Source organism: Nocardiopsis sp. CA-288880, from assembly GCF_050955985.1.
GTDB lineage: Bacteria > Actinomycetota > Actinomycetes > Streptosporangiales > Streptosporangiaceae > Nocardiopsis > Nocardiopsis tropica.
Window position 1 is genome coordinate 5,108,779 of the sequence record NZ_CP192105.1, and the last position, 15,123, is coordinate 5,123,901.

Sequence of the window (15,123 nt, forward strand, 5' to 3'; positions counted from 1 at the left end):
GGATCCCTCCTCTACAACTGGGGGTTGATCTGGAGCTTGCGGCCACGGCCCGCCCGGAACGCGTCGACGGCGTCCCCGAAGCCGTCCAGGGCGAAGGTGTCGGTGACCATGGCGTCGGCGTCGACCACTCCCTTGGCCATGAGGTCCACGGCCCGCCCGTAGCTGTGCAGGACGGCCATGCTGCCCACGACGGTGATCTCGTCGTTGTAGACGCGGAACGGCGAGAAGGACGCGGTGGCCTCGGCCGGCGCCACCCCGAACACCTGGAAGGTGCCGCCCCGGGCGACGCGGGTCAGCCCGTCCTCGATGGCGGCGACCACGCCGGTGCAGTCGACGACGACCTCCCAGTCGCGGCGGTCGAGCTCGTCGGGGCCGGGGGCGACGGCGTCGGCGCCCAGGGAGGCCGCCACCGCCAGCCGGTCCTTGTTGGGGTCCACGACGGACACGCTCGCGGCCCCGGCGGAGCGGGCGAGCTGGGCCATCAGCAGGCCCATGGTGCCCGCCCCGTACACGAGGTAGTGCTCCCCGACCCGGCCCGGGAGCAGGTCGAAGCCGTGCACCGCGCAGGACAGGGGCTCGATGAGCGCGCCGTGGGAGAAGGGCATGTGCTCGGGGATCGGGTAGCAGGACGCGGCGGGGGCGACGGCGAGTTCGGCGCAGGCCCCGGGGCCGGTGACGCCGATGGCGTTCCAGCTCTCGCACAGGTTCCCCCGGCCGACGACGCACTTGGAGCACGCGCCGCAGAACAGGGAGGGGTCGACGGCCACGCGGTCGTCCACGGCCAGGCCGGTGACCTCGGAGCCGAGTGCGACGACCGTTCCCGCGAACTCGTGTCCGGGGACGATCGGGTAGGGCGTGGGGGCGAACTCCCCGTCGATGATGTGCAGGTCGGTGCCGCAGACGCCCACGGCGGAGGGGGCGACGACCACCTCGCGGGGGCCGGGGGCGGGGTCCTCCACCCGCTCCAGGGAGAAGTGGCCGGGTTCGCTGACGACGAGTGCACGCATTACTTCACAGCTCCTAGGGAGAGGCCGCGGACCAGCCAGCGCTGGGCGGTCCATCCGGCGATGATCACGGGCAGGGCCGCCATGGTGGAGGCGGCGGACAGGCGGGCCCAGAACAGCCCCTCGCCGCTGATGAAGCCGACGAGGAACACGGGCACGGTGGCGGCTCGGGTGGCGGTGAGGTTGACGGCGAAGAAGAACTCGTTCCAGGCGAAGATGAAGCAGATCAGGGCGGTGGCGGCCAGTCCGGGCGCGATCATCGGCAGGATGACGCGCCGCATCTCGGTGAGCCTGGGCGCGCCGTCCATCCGGGCGGCCTCCAGCACCTCCTTGGGCAGTTCGACCAGGAAGGAGCGGATCATCCACACCGCGATCGGCATGTTCATGGCCGTGTACACGAGGGTGAGGGTGCGGGCGTCGTCCAGGGCGCCGAGGTTCTGGGCGATGACGTAGAGCGGCAGGATCATGGCCACCGGCGGCAGCAGCTTGGTGGACAGGAAGAAGAACAGCGAGTCCCGCCACTGGGGGACGCGCACCAGTGAGAGCGCGTAGGCGGCCGGGAGGCCCAGGACGACGGCCAGGAGCGTGGACAGGACCGAGGCCTGGAGCGAGTTGAGCAGGTACGGGACGAAGTCGCGGCCGAGCACGGCGGCGTACTGGTCCAGGGTGGGTCGGAAGAAGAGGGTCGGCGGGTCGGTGGAGGCCTGCGACTCCTGTTTGAACCCGGTGAGGAACATCCACAGGACCGGGAAGAAGAACAGCAGTCCCACGGCCCAGGCGAGCAGGCCCACGGCGGGGCGGAGCGGTCGGCGCCGGCGCCTGCGGGGGGCGGGCCCCTCCTCGGGGGCTGCGGCGGGGGCCGGCGCCTCGGTCACGCTTGTCACGACTCCTCCTCGAAGAGGCTGGAGACCACCCGCAGGGCGAACATGGCGACGACCAGGGTGGCGGCCACCACGATGACCCCGGCGGCCGCGGCCTCGCCCACGTCGAAGGCGCGGAAGGCCTGGAGGTAGATGAAGTAGGGCAGGTTGGTGCTGGCCTGGCCGGGGCCTCCCTGGGTGATCATGTAGACGGCGTCGAAGGTCTGGACGATGTAGATCGTGCCGAGCAGCAGCGCCAGCTCCACGAAGCGGCGCAGGTGCGGGAAGGTGATGCGGCGGAAGACGGCGAGGGGCCGGGCGCCGTCGACGCGCGCCGCCTCCAGCACCTCCGGGGACTGGCTCTGCAGGCCGGCGAGCATGATGAGCATCATGAACGGCGTCCACTGCCAGGTGAGGACCATGACGACGGACAGCAACGGGAAGTCGTTGACCCAGTCCGCCTCGACCCCGAACGGGGACAGCGCCCAGTTGAGCAGTCCGTAGACGGGGTGGTACACGGACGTCTTCCACAGCAGTGCCGCGGCGACGGGCATGACCAGGAACGGTGTGATCAGGAGGGTGCGCACGATCCCCCGGCCGGGGAAGGAGCGGTCGAGGAGGACCGCGAGCGCCAGCCCGAGGGCCAGGGAGAGCAGGACGGCGCCGACGGTCAGGACGACCGTGTTCGCGACGGCGTTGCGGAAGAGCGGGTCCCCCAGGACCCGGCCGTAGTTGGCGATCCCGGCGAAGGAGCCGGAGTCCGGGCGCAGCAGGTTGCTGTCCTGGAAGCTGTAGTAGACGGTGAACAGGAACGGGATCTGCGTCATCGCGATGACGAACAGCAGGCCCGGCAGCAGCGGGGTCCGGCGTATCCAGCGCTCCCCCCGCGCGGGTTCGCGCGTGGTGGGCCCGCGCCGCGCCGTGTCCGGCGTGGTCTGAGCGGTCATGGGCTTCCTCGAAGGTGTCGTGGCGGTGCGGTGCGGCCGGGGGCGGCCCGGCCCCGGATCAGTCGCGGTAGCCGCCGGACAGAGCCGTCTCCTCCGCGTACTCCTGGGACTTGCGCAGCGCCTCCTCGACGGACTGCCGTCCGGCGATGGCCGCGGAGATCTCCTGTGAGACCCGGGTGCCCAGGTCCTGGAACTCGGGGATGGCGACGTACTGGACGCCGGTCCACGGCTGCGGGTGCAGGCCGGGCTGCTCCACGTCGACGTTGCCGATGGCCTCGTAGGTGGGTCCGGCGAAGGCCTCGGCCGCCTCCCGGTACTCGGGGATGTCGTAGGTCGAGACGCGGGCGCCGGGCGGCACGCGCTCCCAGCCGAGGCGCTCCCCGACCAGGCGGTGGTACTCGCGGGACGTGGCCCAGGAGACGAACTCCCAGGCGGCCCCGGGGTCGGTGGAGGTCGTGGGGATCGACAGCGCCCATGCCCACAGCCAGCCCGCGTGCTCGGTCCGGGCGACCGGGGCGGGGACGTAGCCGATGTCGCCGGCGACGCTGCTGGAGTCGGGGTCCTCCAGGTTGCCCGCTGCGACGGTGGAGTCGTAGAACATGGCGGCGTCGCCCTGGGCCATGGTGGTCAGGCACTCGGTGAACCCGGCGTTGGGCGCCCCGGGCTGCCCGTACTCGTCCACCAGGTCGACGTAGGTCCGGACGGCCTCCTCGACCTCGGGGGAGTCCAGGTGCGCGTTCCAGTCCTCGTCGTACCACCGGCCGCCGTGGGTGAGGATGACCGTGTTGAGCGGGGCGAGGAGCTCCCCCCAGCCGGGGACGCCGCGCAGGCAGATCCCGGAGACGCCTCCTCCGGGGTTGTCCAGCTCCTCCGCGAAGGCCGCGACGTCCTCCCAGGTCGGCTCGTCGGGCATCTCCAGGCCCGCCTCCTCGAACAGGTCCTCGCGGTACATGAGCAGCGACGACTCGCCGTAGAAGGGCGCCCCGTACATCTGGTCCTCGTGGGAGAGGGCCGAGCGCACGGTCGGGATGATGTCGTCGATGTCGTAGCCGGGGTCGGAGGCGTACTCGTCGAGGCCGAGGATCCAGCCGTTCTCCGCCCAGATGGGCACCTCGTAGGTGCCCACGGTGACCACGTCGTACTGGCCGCCGCGGGTGGCGATGTCCTGGGTGACGCGGTCGCGGAGCTGGTTCTCGGGCAGGACGACGAAGTCGACGGTGATGCCGGGGTGCGAGGCGTTGAACTCGTCCGCGAGGGCCTGGATGTCGTCCATCTGGGGGTTGGCCACCGTGGCGACGGTGACGACGCGCTCCCCGCCGGAGCCGCCGCCTCCCGCGCCGGCGCAGGCGGTGGCGAGGAGCGCCAGGCCGGTGGCGGCGGCCGCGGCCGGGAGTCCGCGCCGCGTCGTGCGTGTGAGCATGTTCTTCCTCCTGGGGGCGGCCCGGGGTGCGGGGGAGCCGTGTCCCGTGGGCGCGTCCGGCCGCCACGGGTTTGCTCATATGAGCAGAGCCCAGAGCAGATGAGCAACGTGCGGCTCATTTAAGTTGTGACTGGCGCCACGGGTCAAGACGGGATGCAATAATGAGCGCCAGTATGCTCATATGAGCGAACCCCTGGAGGCTGTCGATGAAACCCGCGTTCCGACCGGCGGAACTGATCCGCGCCACCGCCATCGCGCGCAGGTACTACATCGCCGGGGAGTCGAAGATCCGCATCGCCGAGGACTTCGGCATCAGCCGGTTCAAGGTCGCGCGCATCCTCGACGACGCGCGCGCGGCGGGCATCGTGCGCATCGAGATCGCCGAGCCCACCGAGGTCGACACCGACCTCTCCCACCAGCTGCGGACCGCCTACGGGCTGCACCAGGCGATCGCCGTGGTCGACCCCGGCGAGGGCGGCGCCATGCACCGCGGCCTGGGGCGGATCGCGGCCGAGTACCTCACCGAGATCCTGGAGGAGGACGACACCCTCGGCCTGGCCTGCTCGCGCACGCTCAACGCGATGACGCTGGCGCTGGCCGAGCTGCCCCGGTGCACGGTCGTGCAGCTGACCGGGGTGCTCCCCGGCGGCGTGGAGGAGAACTCGGTGGAGCTGGTCCGGCGGGTCGCCAGCCTGGCGCGCGGCCCGGCCTACCCCATCTACGCCCCGCTCGTGGTCTCCGACCCCGCGACCGCCGACGCCCTGCGCGCCCAGCCCCAGGTGGCCGGGGCGATGCAGCGCTACGCGGAGCTGGACAAGGCGGTGGTCGCCATCGGATCCTGGTCGCCGACCCTGTCCCTGGTCCGCGACGCCCTCTCCCCGGCCGAGGGCGCCGCCCTCGAACGCGACGGCGTGCAGGCCGAGGTGTGCGCGCGGACCGTGGACGTCCACGGCACGCCGACCGCACCGGAGCTGACCTCGCGGATCATCGCCATCACCCTGGAGCAGCTGCGCGACGTGCCCGAGGTCGTCGCGGTCGCCGGAGGCGCCGGCAAGGCGCAGGCGATCCACTCCGTGCTCAAGACCGGCGTGGTGTCCTCCCTGGTCACCGACACCACGACGGCGCGCACGCTCATCGAGGCGGCGGGCCTCTGAGCCGCCGGCGGGCCCGCCCGGGCCGTTCCCCGCCGCGCGCCGGCCCGCGCGCCGAACCCTCCTCCCACTCCGAACCGCCACCCTCCGAAGCACCCACCCCCCTCACCCTCACGGAGCCGACATGGCACTGGTCGCCGGAATCGACAGCTCGACCCAGTCCTGCAAGATCGTGGTCTGCGACGCCGACAGCGGAGCGGTGGTGCGCGAGGCCCGCGCACCGCACCCCGACGGAACCGAGGTCCACCCCCGCGAGTGGTGGACCGCCCTGGAGGAGGCCTCCTCGGGCCTGCTCGACGACGTGGCGGCGGTCGCCGTCGCCGGACAGCAGCACGGCATGATCGCCGTGGACGCGGACGGCGGGGTCGTCCGCCCGGCCCTGCTGTGGAACGACACCCGCTCGGCGCAGGCGGCCCTGGACCTGATCGGTGAACTGGGCGGGCCCGCGGAGTGGGCCGGGGCCGTGGGCAACGTGCCCAACGCCAGCCTCACCGTCAGCAAGCTGCGCTGGCTGGCCGAGCACGAGCCGGAGAACGCCGCCCGCGCGACCGGCGTGCTGCTCCCCCACGACTGGCTGACCTGGCGGCTGGCCGGCGGCGGGGCCGGTCCCGTCACCGACCGGGGCGACGCCTCGGGCACCGGGTACTGGTCGCCGGCCGAGGGGTCCTACCGCACCGACCTGATGGCCAGGGCGTTCGGACGCGAGCTGGAGGCGCCCCGGGTGGCCGGACCCTCCGAGGTCGTGGGGCACACGCCGTCGGGCGCGGTGATCGCGCCCGGGACCGGCGACAACATGGGCGCCGCCCTGGGGCTGGGGCTGCGGCCGGGAGACGCCGTGGTGTCCCTGGGGACCAGCGGGACCGTGTTCGCGGTGAGCGAGGGGCCGAGCCGGGACCCGGACGGGATCGTCAACGGGTTCGCCGACGCGACCGGGCGGCACCTGCCGCTCGTGTGCACGCTGAACGCGGCGCGGGTCCTCGGGGCGACCGCGGCGATGCTCGGCGTGGACCTGGCCGGGCTGGACGCGCTCGCGCTGGCCGCCGAACCGGGCGCGGAGGGGGTCGTGCTCCTGCCCTACCTGGACGGCGAGCGCACGCCGGTGCTGCCCGACGCCGCCGGTTCCCTGCACGGGCTGCGGCGGGCCAACATGCGGCCGGAGAACGTCGCGCGCGCGGCGGTGGAGGGGATGCTGTGCGGGCTGGCCGACGGCCTGTCCGCCATGACCCGCACCGGCGTGCCGGTCGGGCGGGTCCTGCTCGTGGGCGGGGCCGCCCGGTCGGCCGCGGTCCGCGAGGTCGCGGCGACGGTCCTGGGGGTCCCGGTGGCGGTGCCGCCGCCCGCCGAGTACGTCGCGGTCGGCGCGGCCCGCCAGGCGGCCTGGGCGCTGGCGGGCACCGCCGAGCCGCCGGTCTGGGACCTCGGCGAGGGCGCCGAGCTGGAGCCCGTCGACGCGCCCCTCGTGCGGCGCGCCTACGCGGAGGCGCGCGAGTCCCTCCACGGCGTCTGACCCCGGCCCCGTGCCCCCGCCCGGCGCGGGCGGGGGCACGGGTGCGTTCGGGTGCGGGTGCGGAATGTGCGCGCGGCGGGGGCTCCGCGCGCGACCGCACGGGCGGTCCCGCGTGCTGCCGGGGACGCGGACCCCCCGGCGGGCACGCCGTTGACAAGGTTGGCTAATGCCATTAGCTTTTAGCTAACGCACTTAGCCACTTGGGGGATGCCATGACCGAGTACCTCGCCGTCGACGGCGGCACGATCGCCTACGAGGTCTCGGGCGCCGGGCCGCTGGTCGTCCTCGCGCACGGCATGGGCGACAGCCGCGCCGCCTACCGCGCCGTGGTCCCTCCGCTGGTGGCGGCGGGCTACCGGGTCGCCGCCGTGGACCTGCGCGGCAGCGGCGAGTCCGGCGTGGACTGGCCGGAATGGAGCCGCACCGCCGTCGCCGCGGACCTGCTCGCCGTCATCCGCCACCTGGGCGGGCCGGCCGTGCTCGTCGGCCACTCGTTCTCCGGCGGGGCCGCCACCATCGCCGCGGCGCAGGAGCCCTCGCTGGTCACCGCGGTCGTCGAGCTGGCGCCGTTCACCCGCGAGCAGTCGATCGGCCTCGGCGACCTGCGGGTGAGGCGCTTCCGGCGGGGCATGCTGCGGCTGCTCGGCGCGGGGATGCTCGGCAGCGTGCCGCTCTGGCGCTCCTACCTCGACGCGGCCTACCCCGGCGCCAAGCCGGACCACTGGGCCGAGCGGCTCGACCGCATCGACTCCATGCTGCGCGAGCCGGGCCGGATGAAGGCCCTGCAGAACATGGGCCGCAGCGCCCCGTCCGACGCCGGCGCGCACCTCGGCGGCGTCCGCTGCCCGGTCCTGGTCGTGATGGGCACGCTCGACCCCGACTGGGCCGACCCGCGCGCCGAGGGGACGGCGATCGTCGACGCCCTGCCGTCCGGCCTCGGACGCCTGGAGATGATCGAGGGCGCGGGGCACTACCCGCACGACCAGTTCCCCGAGCGGGTCGTCACGCTCGTGCTCGACTTCCTCGGGTCGGACGCCGTCCGGGCGCGGTGAGCCGGTCCGGCACGCCCCCCGACCCCCGATGATCTTGTACTTGTAGACGGTCTCGGCGCCGAACCTCGCTCTAGGTACAAGATCATCGGGACGGGGACGGGGCCTCGCGGGGCGGGGGCGGGGCTCGCGGGAGGATCGGGGAGCCGAACCCCAGGCCGGGTCAGAGGGGCCGGGACGACCGCTCCCCCGGGCTCCCCACGCGGTAGAAGGCGGCGGCGTTGTCGTGGAGCACCGCGTCCAGGTGCTCCCCGGCGGCCCGGGCGACCAGGTCCAGGTCGGTGTCCTCGAACGGCCGCCGCGCGCGGGTGGAGGGCAGGTCGGTGCCGGCCATCAGCGCGGACGGGTCGACCTCCAGCACCGCGCGCATCGCCGCCACCGGGTCCAGGTCCACGCGCCCGAAACCGGTGGCCTTGACCCGCGCCCCCCGCTCCACCAGGCGGAGCAGGTCCGGGAGACCGTCGGCGTGCAGGCCCAGGTGGTCCACGCTCACCGCCGGGAGCGCGGCCACGGTGTCGGCGATCCGCCCCAGGTCGCGGGCGTCGACGTAGAGCTCGGTGTGCATCCCGGCCACGGCGTGCACGCGCCGGGCGAGGGCCTCCAGGTGCTCGGCGCCCTCCGAACCGCCCCGGCGCAGGTTGAACCGGACCGCGCGCACCCCCTTGGCGGCGAGTTCGGCGATGCGGGCGTCGGGGGTGTCGTGGGGGATCTGGGTGACGCCGACGAACCCGGGGCCCAGCCGCTCTAGGGCGTCCAGGAGGTAGCCCTGGTCGAAGGCCTGGAAGGATCCGGAGACGACCGCCCCGCCCACCACCCCCAGGTCCGCCACGCGCCGCCGGTAGTGCTCGGCGGTGAACTCCGCGGGCAGGTAGCCGCCGTTGGCCACCAGCGGGAAGCGGGTGTCGACGATGTGCAGGTGGGCGTCGAACAGCGGGCGGGGTGCGTTCACGGCGGATCGCCTTTCACGGGCGGGGACGGTCGGGCGGCCCGGGGCCCCGAGGGGCGGGCAGGAGCACGGGCGGGCTCCGGTTCGGCGGGGCGTTCTCCGGATCAGCGGCCCCGGGGCGGCTCGGCGGTGGCGGTGACCAGGGCGGCCCACATCAGCGGGGTCGCGGAGGGGTCCCCGGCCGTGCGCCAGCGGTCCAGCCGGGTGCGCTGCCAGTCGGCCAGCGCGCGTACGGGGTCGGGCGCGTCGTGGGCGGCGTCCACCGCCGCCACCAGGGCGGACAGGGGGCGCTCGTCGGGGGGCACCCTCCCGAAGCGGTGCAGGGCGAGGTTGGTGGGCAGCACCCAGCGGGCGGAGGTGACCAGGTCCGCGCCGTTGCGGAGCACTGCCGATGCCAGCCCGAAGGACTCGGTGAAGCGGGCGTCCGCGCCGCTCTCGCACGCGATGAGCCCCACCCGGGGTGGCGAGGGCCAGAGCTCGGCCCCGGAGCGGCCGTCGGCGCCGCCCGTGAGCAGGTCCTTGGCGGAGAGCGGCCGGTGGGAGCGGACGACCTCGGCGTGCCCCTCGGTTTCCGGACCGCAGCACAGGTGCAGGCGGGCGTCCTCGCTCTGGCCGCCCTCCACCGGGGCGGACGTGACGTGGCCGACGTAGAGCAGGCGGCGGGCGCCCGATCGCAGGGCGCGTCCCAGCCATTCCCGGTCCTGGTCGGTGCGGCGCAGTGCCTCCTCCGGGGCGGAGACCGCGGGCAGCATGTCGCCCGCGTCCCGGTGGGCTCGGACCAGGGCCAGCAGGTCGGGGTCGGTGCCCGGCCTGCCCAGGACCGACCCGAGCGGTGAGTCCGCGCGGAAGCCCGGGACCCGGGGGTCGAGGACGAGGACGGCGGGAGCGGTCGCGGTGCGGCCCGTGGGCGCGGCCGGGTCGGGGGGCGGGACGGCCCCGTGGTCCCCCGGCCCGTGACGGCCGGGCGCCCCGGCCGCAGCCGGTGAGGGCGGTGTTCCGGGTGGGGCCGGTGGAGCGGGTGGGGTGTCGGTCGGCGCCCCGAGGGCGAGCGGCACCGCCAGCACCACGTCCGCCAGGTCGAGCAGCCGCTGGTCGCCGTCCACGGCCAGGAGCTCCCAGGGCACCTGGCCGGTGCGCGGGGACGGCTGCACCCGCACCAGCGGGCGGACGCCCGTCCCCTCCCCCACCTGGCGGATCTGGTCGGTGAGCTCGGCCGGCCACAGGACCGACGCCAGCCGGGCGGCGAGGTCCCGCTCCCGCGCGGGGTCGGTCATGGCCCCGTCGGCGAGGGCCGCGGCCACGTCCTCTCCGGGGCCGGGCAGCGCGGCGGCGAGTTCGGCCGTCACCGCGTCCGCGTCGTCACCGGGCGCGTACCCGGTGCCGAAACCATGGGCGCCGAGCGTCCACCGCCAGGTCATGTACAGGTCCCCGGCGTCCGCGAGCCGCACCAGCACGGTCGGCACCGGATACGGGAACGAGGGGGACGGCCCGGCGGTGGCGACGACCGTCCGGTCGGAGGTCACCCTGCGCCGGTACCGGCCCTCGGCCGCGACGACGTACTCCTGGAGCGCGGTGCGGTCGGTGCCCTCCCCCATCAGGACGCGGGGCGGCAGCGCGACCCTCACCCCGTCGGCGCCCCGGGCGCCCGGGTCCTGCCCTCCCCCGGCCGCGAGGGAGACGTCCGCGACTCCCCCTCCGGAAGGGGGCGGGACCGGCCCCTCCGGGCCCGGAGGGGCGAGGGATCCCCTGGCCCCCGGCCCGGGGAAGGCCCCCTCCGCCGCGGACGCGGGGGCCAGCGGGGCTCCGGCGCAGCGGAACTCCACCAGCTCGAACAGCAGCCCCTGGTCCCGGCGCAGCAGGGCCAGCTCGAAGACGAGGCGGACGGCGCTCCGGGAGAGCGCCGACCACTGGTCGCGGGCGTGCCCGGTGGCGAAGTCGGCCCGCATGGACTCCAGGGCGAGGGACGCGGGGAGCGCCAGGGCCAGCGCGGAGTCCAGGGCCTCCCGCTCGTGTCCCTCGAAGCGGCCCGCCCGCAGCAGCCCGTCCACGGCCCGCGCGACGAGGAAGTCGGTCTGGGCGCACCGCTCGTAGGCGCCCATCTCCTCGAAGACGGCGCGGGCCCGCTCGCACATGTCCTTCATCGCGAGGTGGTCCCCCGCCTCGAACGCCTGCCGGGCGGTCACGACGAGGCCGTCCGCCGCCGCCAGGCGCACCCCGAGGTCCTCGAAGCGGGACAGGGAGGAGGCGGCCAGCTCGCGGGCGGCGTCGGCCGATCCCCTGGCCTGCGCGATCAGCGAGCGGGCCTGTTCGCACACCGCCAGGGACACGTGGTCGCCCTGGCGTTCGAGGGCGACAGAGGCCGTGCGGTAGAGGCGTTCGGCCGCGTCGAGGTCGCCCCGGCGCACGGCGGCGAACCCCCGGTGGCCGGTGAGGAAGGCCGGTTCGTCACCGGCGGGGTCGAGCGCGCGGAAGCGCTCGGCGGCGCGGTCCAGGTGGTCCTCGGCCTGGTCTGGTCGGCCGGTGCTCGCCAGGAGCAGGCCCATGGACGTCAGCAGGTAGGGGGCCGGGCCCTCGGGGGCGGTGGCCAGGGCTGCGGTGAGGAGCTCCTCGGCCGCGCCCCAGTCGCCGCGCTCCATGAGCAGGCGCGCCCGGGAGTCGGCGAGCTCGGCCCGGCGTGCGCCGTCGTCGCACGGTTCCCCGGCCCTGCGGTCGGCCTCGTCCAGCAGGGTGTGCGCGGTGCGGTGGTCGCCCGACCTGCGGGCGGCCTCGGCGCGTTCCAGGAGGGCCTTGAGGAGGATGGACAGCCACAGGGGGCGGCCGCGGGGGCCTGTGGCGTGGGGCTCCACGGCGCGCAGGAGGACGAGCGCGCCGTCCAGGGCGGGGACCCCGTCGCCCGGTGCGCCGCGCTCGGAGCGGACCATGCCCACGTCCGTGAGCAGCAGTCCCCGCAGGAACCGCACGTCGGGGCTGTCCGGGAGGCGTTCGGCCGCGTCGAGGAGCTGGAGGAGGACGTCCTCGGCGGCGGCGAGCTCCCTCCCGGCAAGGAGCGCCTCGCTGTGGGCCAGCCCCGAGTCGAAGGGTTCCCCGAAGCCCATGGGGCGCTCCTCGGGGGCGTCCCCGGCGGAGGCGTCGGCCGGGCCGAGGGGGTCGGCGGGCTCGGCGGGAGCGTCCCCGGCGGGGACGCGTGAGGGGTCGTGGGGGTGGGCCATGTCAGAAGTCCTCCTCCGTGTGGGCCGCGACGATCTCGGCGAGGAAGGGCGCGGGGCCGATCCCCTCCCCCGCTCCCGCTCCGTCCGGCCCGGTGGCGACCCCGGCAGCGGTGAGGCGGCGGCGGGCCAGCGCGCGCAGCCCCTCGCGGGTCCGGCGGGCGCGGGCGGGGTCCTGCGGTCCGGGGTCGAACCCCGGCAGGACCACCTGGACGTCCGGGGAGGGGGCGGCCGTGTCCGGCAGGGCGGTGTGCACGAGGGCGGCCCAGGCGTCCCCCGCGCGCTCGCAGCGCACCCGCACGGGGGCGGTGGCGCCGACCCGGACCTCCGCGACCGGCCGCACGCCGGGGGCCGGACGGGCCTCCCCCGCAACCGCCTCCACCAGGACCGCGCGCCGGGGGCCGTGGGCGAAGGCGGTCCAGGTGACGGCGTCCTCGGAGGCGTCCACGAACCCGGGCGGGTACCGGCACCAGTCGTTGGTCCCCGTCCCCCGTCCCATCACCCTGGCGCCGGGGGGCGGCCCGGCGGCGCCGCCGGCGGCGAGGGCGTGGTCCTGCGGGAGGGCGCCCGGCCGACGGGGGACGGTACCGCCCGCGAAGGGGGCCGCCCACCCGGTGGGACCGGAGCCGTCGCGGCCCCCGGGGTCGTCGGGTCCGGCGAGGCCGTCGACGTCGAGCCCCGCGTCGTCGGCCACCGCCCGCACGGAGCGGAGGACGTCGGAGACGGCGCCCGGCCGGGCGTGCCACAGGTCGAGCAGCGGCCGGAGGCCCGCGCGGTGTTCGAGGACCAGGTCGGCGGCGGGGTCCGCGTCCGGGTCCCACACCTGCTGGCACCGGTGGGAGAGCGCGGCCAGCTCCAGTCCGAGCAGGTCGGCGTCGAGGGCGGGAACGCCGTCCAGGTGGGAGGCGGGCCACCAGCGGGACGCCCAGTGCCCCGTGGCCAGCCGGTGCAGGTCCCGCGCGAGCGCGCCCGGCTCCGCGGCCACCCGCAGGGCGTGCGCCCGGCCGCTCGCGCAGGCCGCCACGGCGCGCGCCGCCCCGGCCCCGTAGACGGCCCACAGCCACGTCTGGGCCTCGGGCGCGGACTCCACCAGGGCGTCGGGGAGGAGGTCGGCGCGGGGTCCGCCGAACGGGGCGGCCCCCTCCCCGGCGTCGGAGAGGGCGGTTCCCGGGGCGATCCCGGTGGCGCCTGCGCCCGCCCCGGCGATGTCGGGCCAGGTGAGGAGCGCGCCGGCCGCGTCGAGGACCGACCGGCCGAACTCGGGGACGCTCAGGCGGCCCTCGACGGCCACGCTCACGCCGTCCTCCTCCGCCCTCACCTCGATCCAGGTCATGCCGCGCTCCCGGAGGTGGTGTCGGTCAGGGTCCGCAGGGCCGCGCGCACGCGGGCCCGGTGGTCCATGAGCACGGAGTAGGAGACGCCGTCGAGGAGGGACCACAGCTCGGCGGGGCCGTCGATCCCGGCCGCGTGGGCGTCGCGGCCGTGCAGGCGCGCCCACAGGCGGCGGGTGTAGGCGATCCACGGGGTCCGCAGGGAGCGGCCGAGGTCGGCGAGAAGGTCCTCGCCGGAGGCCGGGGGCAGCGTGGAGGCCGGCCCTGTCCTCGGCGTCCCGCCGTCCGGCGCGGGGGCGGCCGCGCGGTCCGCGTCCGAGCGGGCCGGGGGTTCCGCGTCGGGGAGCCCGGCGGCCGGGGCGCCGGCCCCCGTCCGCCCGACGTCCGGGAGACCGGCGCCGGGACCCCCGGCCCCCGTGCCGTGGGCGATCGGGGCGTCGAAGGGCGACACGGTCATGCGCCGGGCGCGCGCCACGGAGGACTCGCGGCGCCAGCGGCGGTCGATGGCGCGGTGCGCGCGCGTGGGACCCGGGGCGGTGCCGAGCGGGTCGAGCCCCGCGGCGAGGCGTCCTCCGACCAGGAGCGCCACGCGCAGCGACTCGTCGGACAGGCCGAGCGGCGAGCAGCTGCGCGCGGTCTCGGCGTCGACGAGCTCGGGGACCGGCGGCAGGTCGTGGTGACCGGGCGCCCTCAGGACGGTGAAGACCCTTTCGTAGAGGGTGCGGTCCAGGGGCGCCGGCAGGGCCGCGGTGGACGCCGTGCTCCCCACGCCGGGGCGCGGCGGCAGGGGGGCGGCGCTCAGTCCCAGGTGGGGCGGTACGCCTTCGGGTCCCCAGTCGGAGACGGCTCCGGAGGCCCACAGCGCCGCTCCCAGACGCGTGCCGTGGCCGTCCCCGACCAGGGCGGCGAGGGCGCTCTCCGCGGTGCCGCGCTCGGCGCCGCCGGTGTCCCGGCGGTCCGCCCCGCGCTCCTGCGCCCGGGGCCGGGGACCGTCGGCGGGGACGGCGCCGCCGGGGGCGCGCCCGGCGCCGCGGTTCCCGGAGGCGGCCCGGTCGGCCGGTACGCAACCGTCCAGGACGGTGTCCGCGAGGGAGAGCGCGTTCGCCTCGGGGACGGCGCCGGGGGCGGCGGGCACGGGGCGTGCTCCCCAGGCGCGGGACAGCGCCTCGGCGACCGACCTCTCCGTCGCGGGATCGCGCAGGTGGGCCTTGAGGGCTTCGACGGTGCGCCCGCCGTCGCGCGCGGCCAGCTCCAGGACGACCTTCCTCGCGACCTCCTCCGCGTCGGGCGGCCGCGGGGCCCCGTGCTCGGCGGCGAGCTCGTAGCAGCGCTGGAAGTACAGGTCCTGCGGGTTGCCCCCGACCACGCGCAGGGCCCGGCGGACCCGCTTGAGCAGCGTGAACCAGCCGGCGGCGGCCGCCAGTCGCGGCCCGTCCTCGCGCAGGAGGCCGGCGGCCAGGTCGGCGGCCTCGTCGGTGAGGAGGTCCCCGGCGAGTTCCGGGCGCAGGACGGGGCGCAGGACGAGCGGGAGGACGAGGAGTTTGACGGCGCGGGTGAGCGGGGCGCCGCCGGGGCCGCTGAGCGGTTCCAGTCCGGGGCCGAGCGCTCGCCAGGCCCGGTCGATGACCTGGGACCGGGGCTGGAGCGTCCCGAGGGGAGTCGCTGGCACAGGACGAGGGTACCGGCCCGGCCCCGCCGGTCG

The 15,123-nt window shown here is 76.1% G+C and carries 11 protein-coding genes; 3 read left to right on the plus strand and 8 right to left on the minus strand.

Annotated features, from left to right (window positions below; genetic code table 11):
• Positions 1-11 precede the first annotated feature (11 nt).
• From ACQPYD_RS22265 to ACQPYD_RS22280, 4 genes are read right to left on the minus strand one after another with little or no spacing between them, the layout of a single operon-like run.
• Positions 12-1,007 carry a zinc-dependent alcohol dehydrogenase family protein gene (locus tag ACQPYD_RS22265; protein WP_344181858.1) on the minus strand — a complete coding sequence of 332 codons (996 nt, stop codon included), beginning with the start codon at positions 1,005-1,007 and terminating at the stop codon, positions 12-14.
• Positions 1,007-1,888, minus strand: a complete 882-nt coding sequence (locus ACQPYD_RS22270; protein ID WP_433697519.1) for a carbohydrate ABC transporter permease — start codon at positions 1,886-1,888, stop codon at positions 1,007-1,009. Before ACQPYD_RS22270 ends, ACQPYD_RS22265 begins: the two co-directional genes overlap by 1 nt.
• Positions 1,885-2,811, minus strand: a complete 927-nt coding sequence (locus tag ACQPYD_RS22275) for a carbohydrate ABC transporter permease (protein WP_330158345.1) — start codon at positions 2,809-2,811, stop codon at positions 1,885-1,887. Before ACQPYD_RS22275 ends, ACQPYD_RS22270 begins: the two co-directional genes overlap by 4 nt.
• A 58-nt stretch (positions 2,812-2,869) precedes the next feature.
• Complete coding sequence (locus ACQPYD_RS22280) at positions 2,870-4,231, minus strand: ABC transporter substrate-binding protein (protein ID WP_433697520.1); 1,362 nt, start codon at positions 4,229-4,231, stop codon at positions 2,870-2,872.
• Positions 4,232-4,437: 206 nt separating this feature from the next.
• Between ACQPYD_RS22280 and ACQPYD_RS22285 the strand changes: the two genes are divergently transcribed.
• The 3 genes from ACQPYD_RS22285 (at position 4,438) to ACQPYD_RS22295 (ending at position 7,941) form a co-directional block, all read left to right on the plus strand.
• Positions 4,438-5,385 carry a sugar-binding transcriptional regulator gene (locus tag ACQPYD_RS22285; RefSeq protein WP_402913029.1) on the plus strand — a complete coding sequence of 316 codons (948 nt, stop codon included), beginning with the start codon at positions 4,438-4,440 and terminating at the stop codon, positions 5,383-5,385.
• Positions 5,386-5,506: 121 nt separating this feature from the next.
• Entirely contained in the window at positions 5,507-6,889 is a 1,383-nt protein-coding gene (gene xylB, locus ACQPYD_RS22290) for a xylulokinase (protein WP_433697521.1), read from the plus strand.
• Between the two features lie 212 nt (positions 6,890-7,101).
• Entirely contained in the window at positions 7,102-7,941 is an 840-nt protein-coding gene (locus ACQPYD_RS22295) for an alpha/beta fold hydrolase (protein ID WP_433697522.1), read from the plus strand.
• Positions 7,942-8,101: 160 nt separating this feature from the next.
• On the opposite strand, the gene ACQPYD_RS22300 is transcribed toward ACQPYD_RS22295, so the two are convergent.
• The 4 genes from ACQPYD_RS22300 to ACQPYD_RS22315 all read right to left on the minus strand — a co-directional run bounded on the left by ACQPYD_RS22300 (position 8,102) and on the right by ACQPYD_RS22315 (position 15,090).
• A complete protein-coding gene (locus tag ACQPYD_RS22300) occupies positions 8,102-8,887 on the minus strand; it encodes an amidohydrolase family protein (protein ID WP_433697523.1) in 786 nt (261 codons plus the stop codon).
• A gap of 101 nt (positions 8,888-8,988) precedes the next feature.
• Positions 8,989-12,093 (minus strand): tetratricopeptide repeat protein, encoded by a 3,105-nt coding sequence (locus ACQPYD_RS22305; protein ID WP_433697524.1) that lies wholly within the window; start codon positions 12,091-12,093, stop codon positions 8,989-8,991.
• Between the two features lies 1 nt (position 12,094).
• The gene (locus ACQPYD_RS22310; RefSeq protein ID WP_433697525.1) at positions 12,095-13,423 is read right to left on the minus strand and encodes a hypothetical protein; all 1,329 of its coding nucleotides are present in this window, start codon (positions 13,421-13,423) and stop codon (positions 12,095-12,097) included.
• Positions 13,420-15,090, minus strand: a complete 1,671-nt coding sequence (locus ACQPYD_RS22315) for a hypothetical protein (RefSeq protein ID WP_433697526.1) — start codon at positions 15,088-15,090, stop codon at positions 13,420-13,422. The genes ACQPYD_RS22310 and ACQPYD_RS22315 overlap by 4 nt, the downstream gene beginning before the upstream one ends.
• Positions 15,091-15,123 lie beyond the last annotated feature (33 nt).

Bases quoted from the DNA above. Each gene is read 5' to 3' on its own strand.
- ACQPYD_RS22265 (WP_344181858.1), bottom strand. From the start codon at position 1,007: ATGCGTGCACTCGTCGTCAGCGAACCCGGCCACTTCTCCCTGGAGCGG.
- ACQPYD_RS22275 (WP_330158345.1), bottom strand. From the start codon at position 2,811: ATGACCGCTCAGACCACGCCGGACACGGCGCGGCGCGGGCCCACCACG.
- ACQPYD_RS22280 (WP_433697520.1), bottom strand. From the start codon at position 4,231: ATGCTCACACGCACGACGCGGCGCGGACTCCCGGCCGCGGCCGCCGCC.
- ACQPYD_RS22285 (WP_402913029.1), top strand. From the start codon at position 4,438: ATGAAACCCGCGTTCCGACCGGCGGAACTGATCCGCGCCACCGCCATC.
- xylB (WP_433697521.1), top strand. From the start codon at position 5,507: ATGGCACTGGTCGCCGGAATCGACAGCTCGACCCAGTCCTGCAAGATC.
- ACQPYD_RS22295 (WP_433697522.1), top strand. From the start codon at position 7,102: ATGACCGAGTACCTCGCCGTCGACGGCGGCACGATCGCCTACGAGGTC.
- ACQPYD_RS22305 (WP_433697524.1), bottom strand. From the start codon at position 12,093: ATGGCCCACCCCCACGACCCCTCACGCGTCCCCGCCGGGGACGCTCCC.
- ACQPYD_RS22310 (WP_433697525.1), bottom strand. From the start codon at position 13,423: ATGACCTGGATCGAGGTGAGGGCGGAGGAGGACGGCGTGAGCGTGGCC.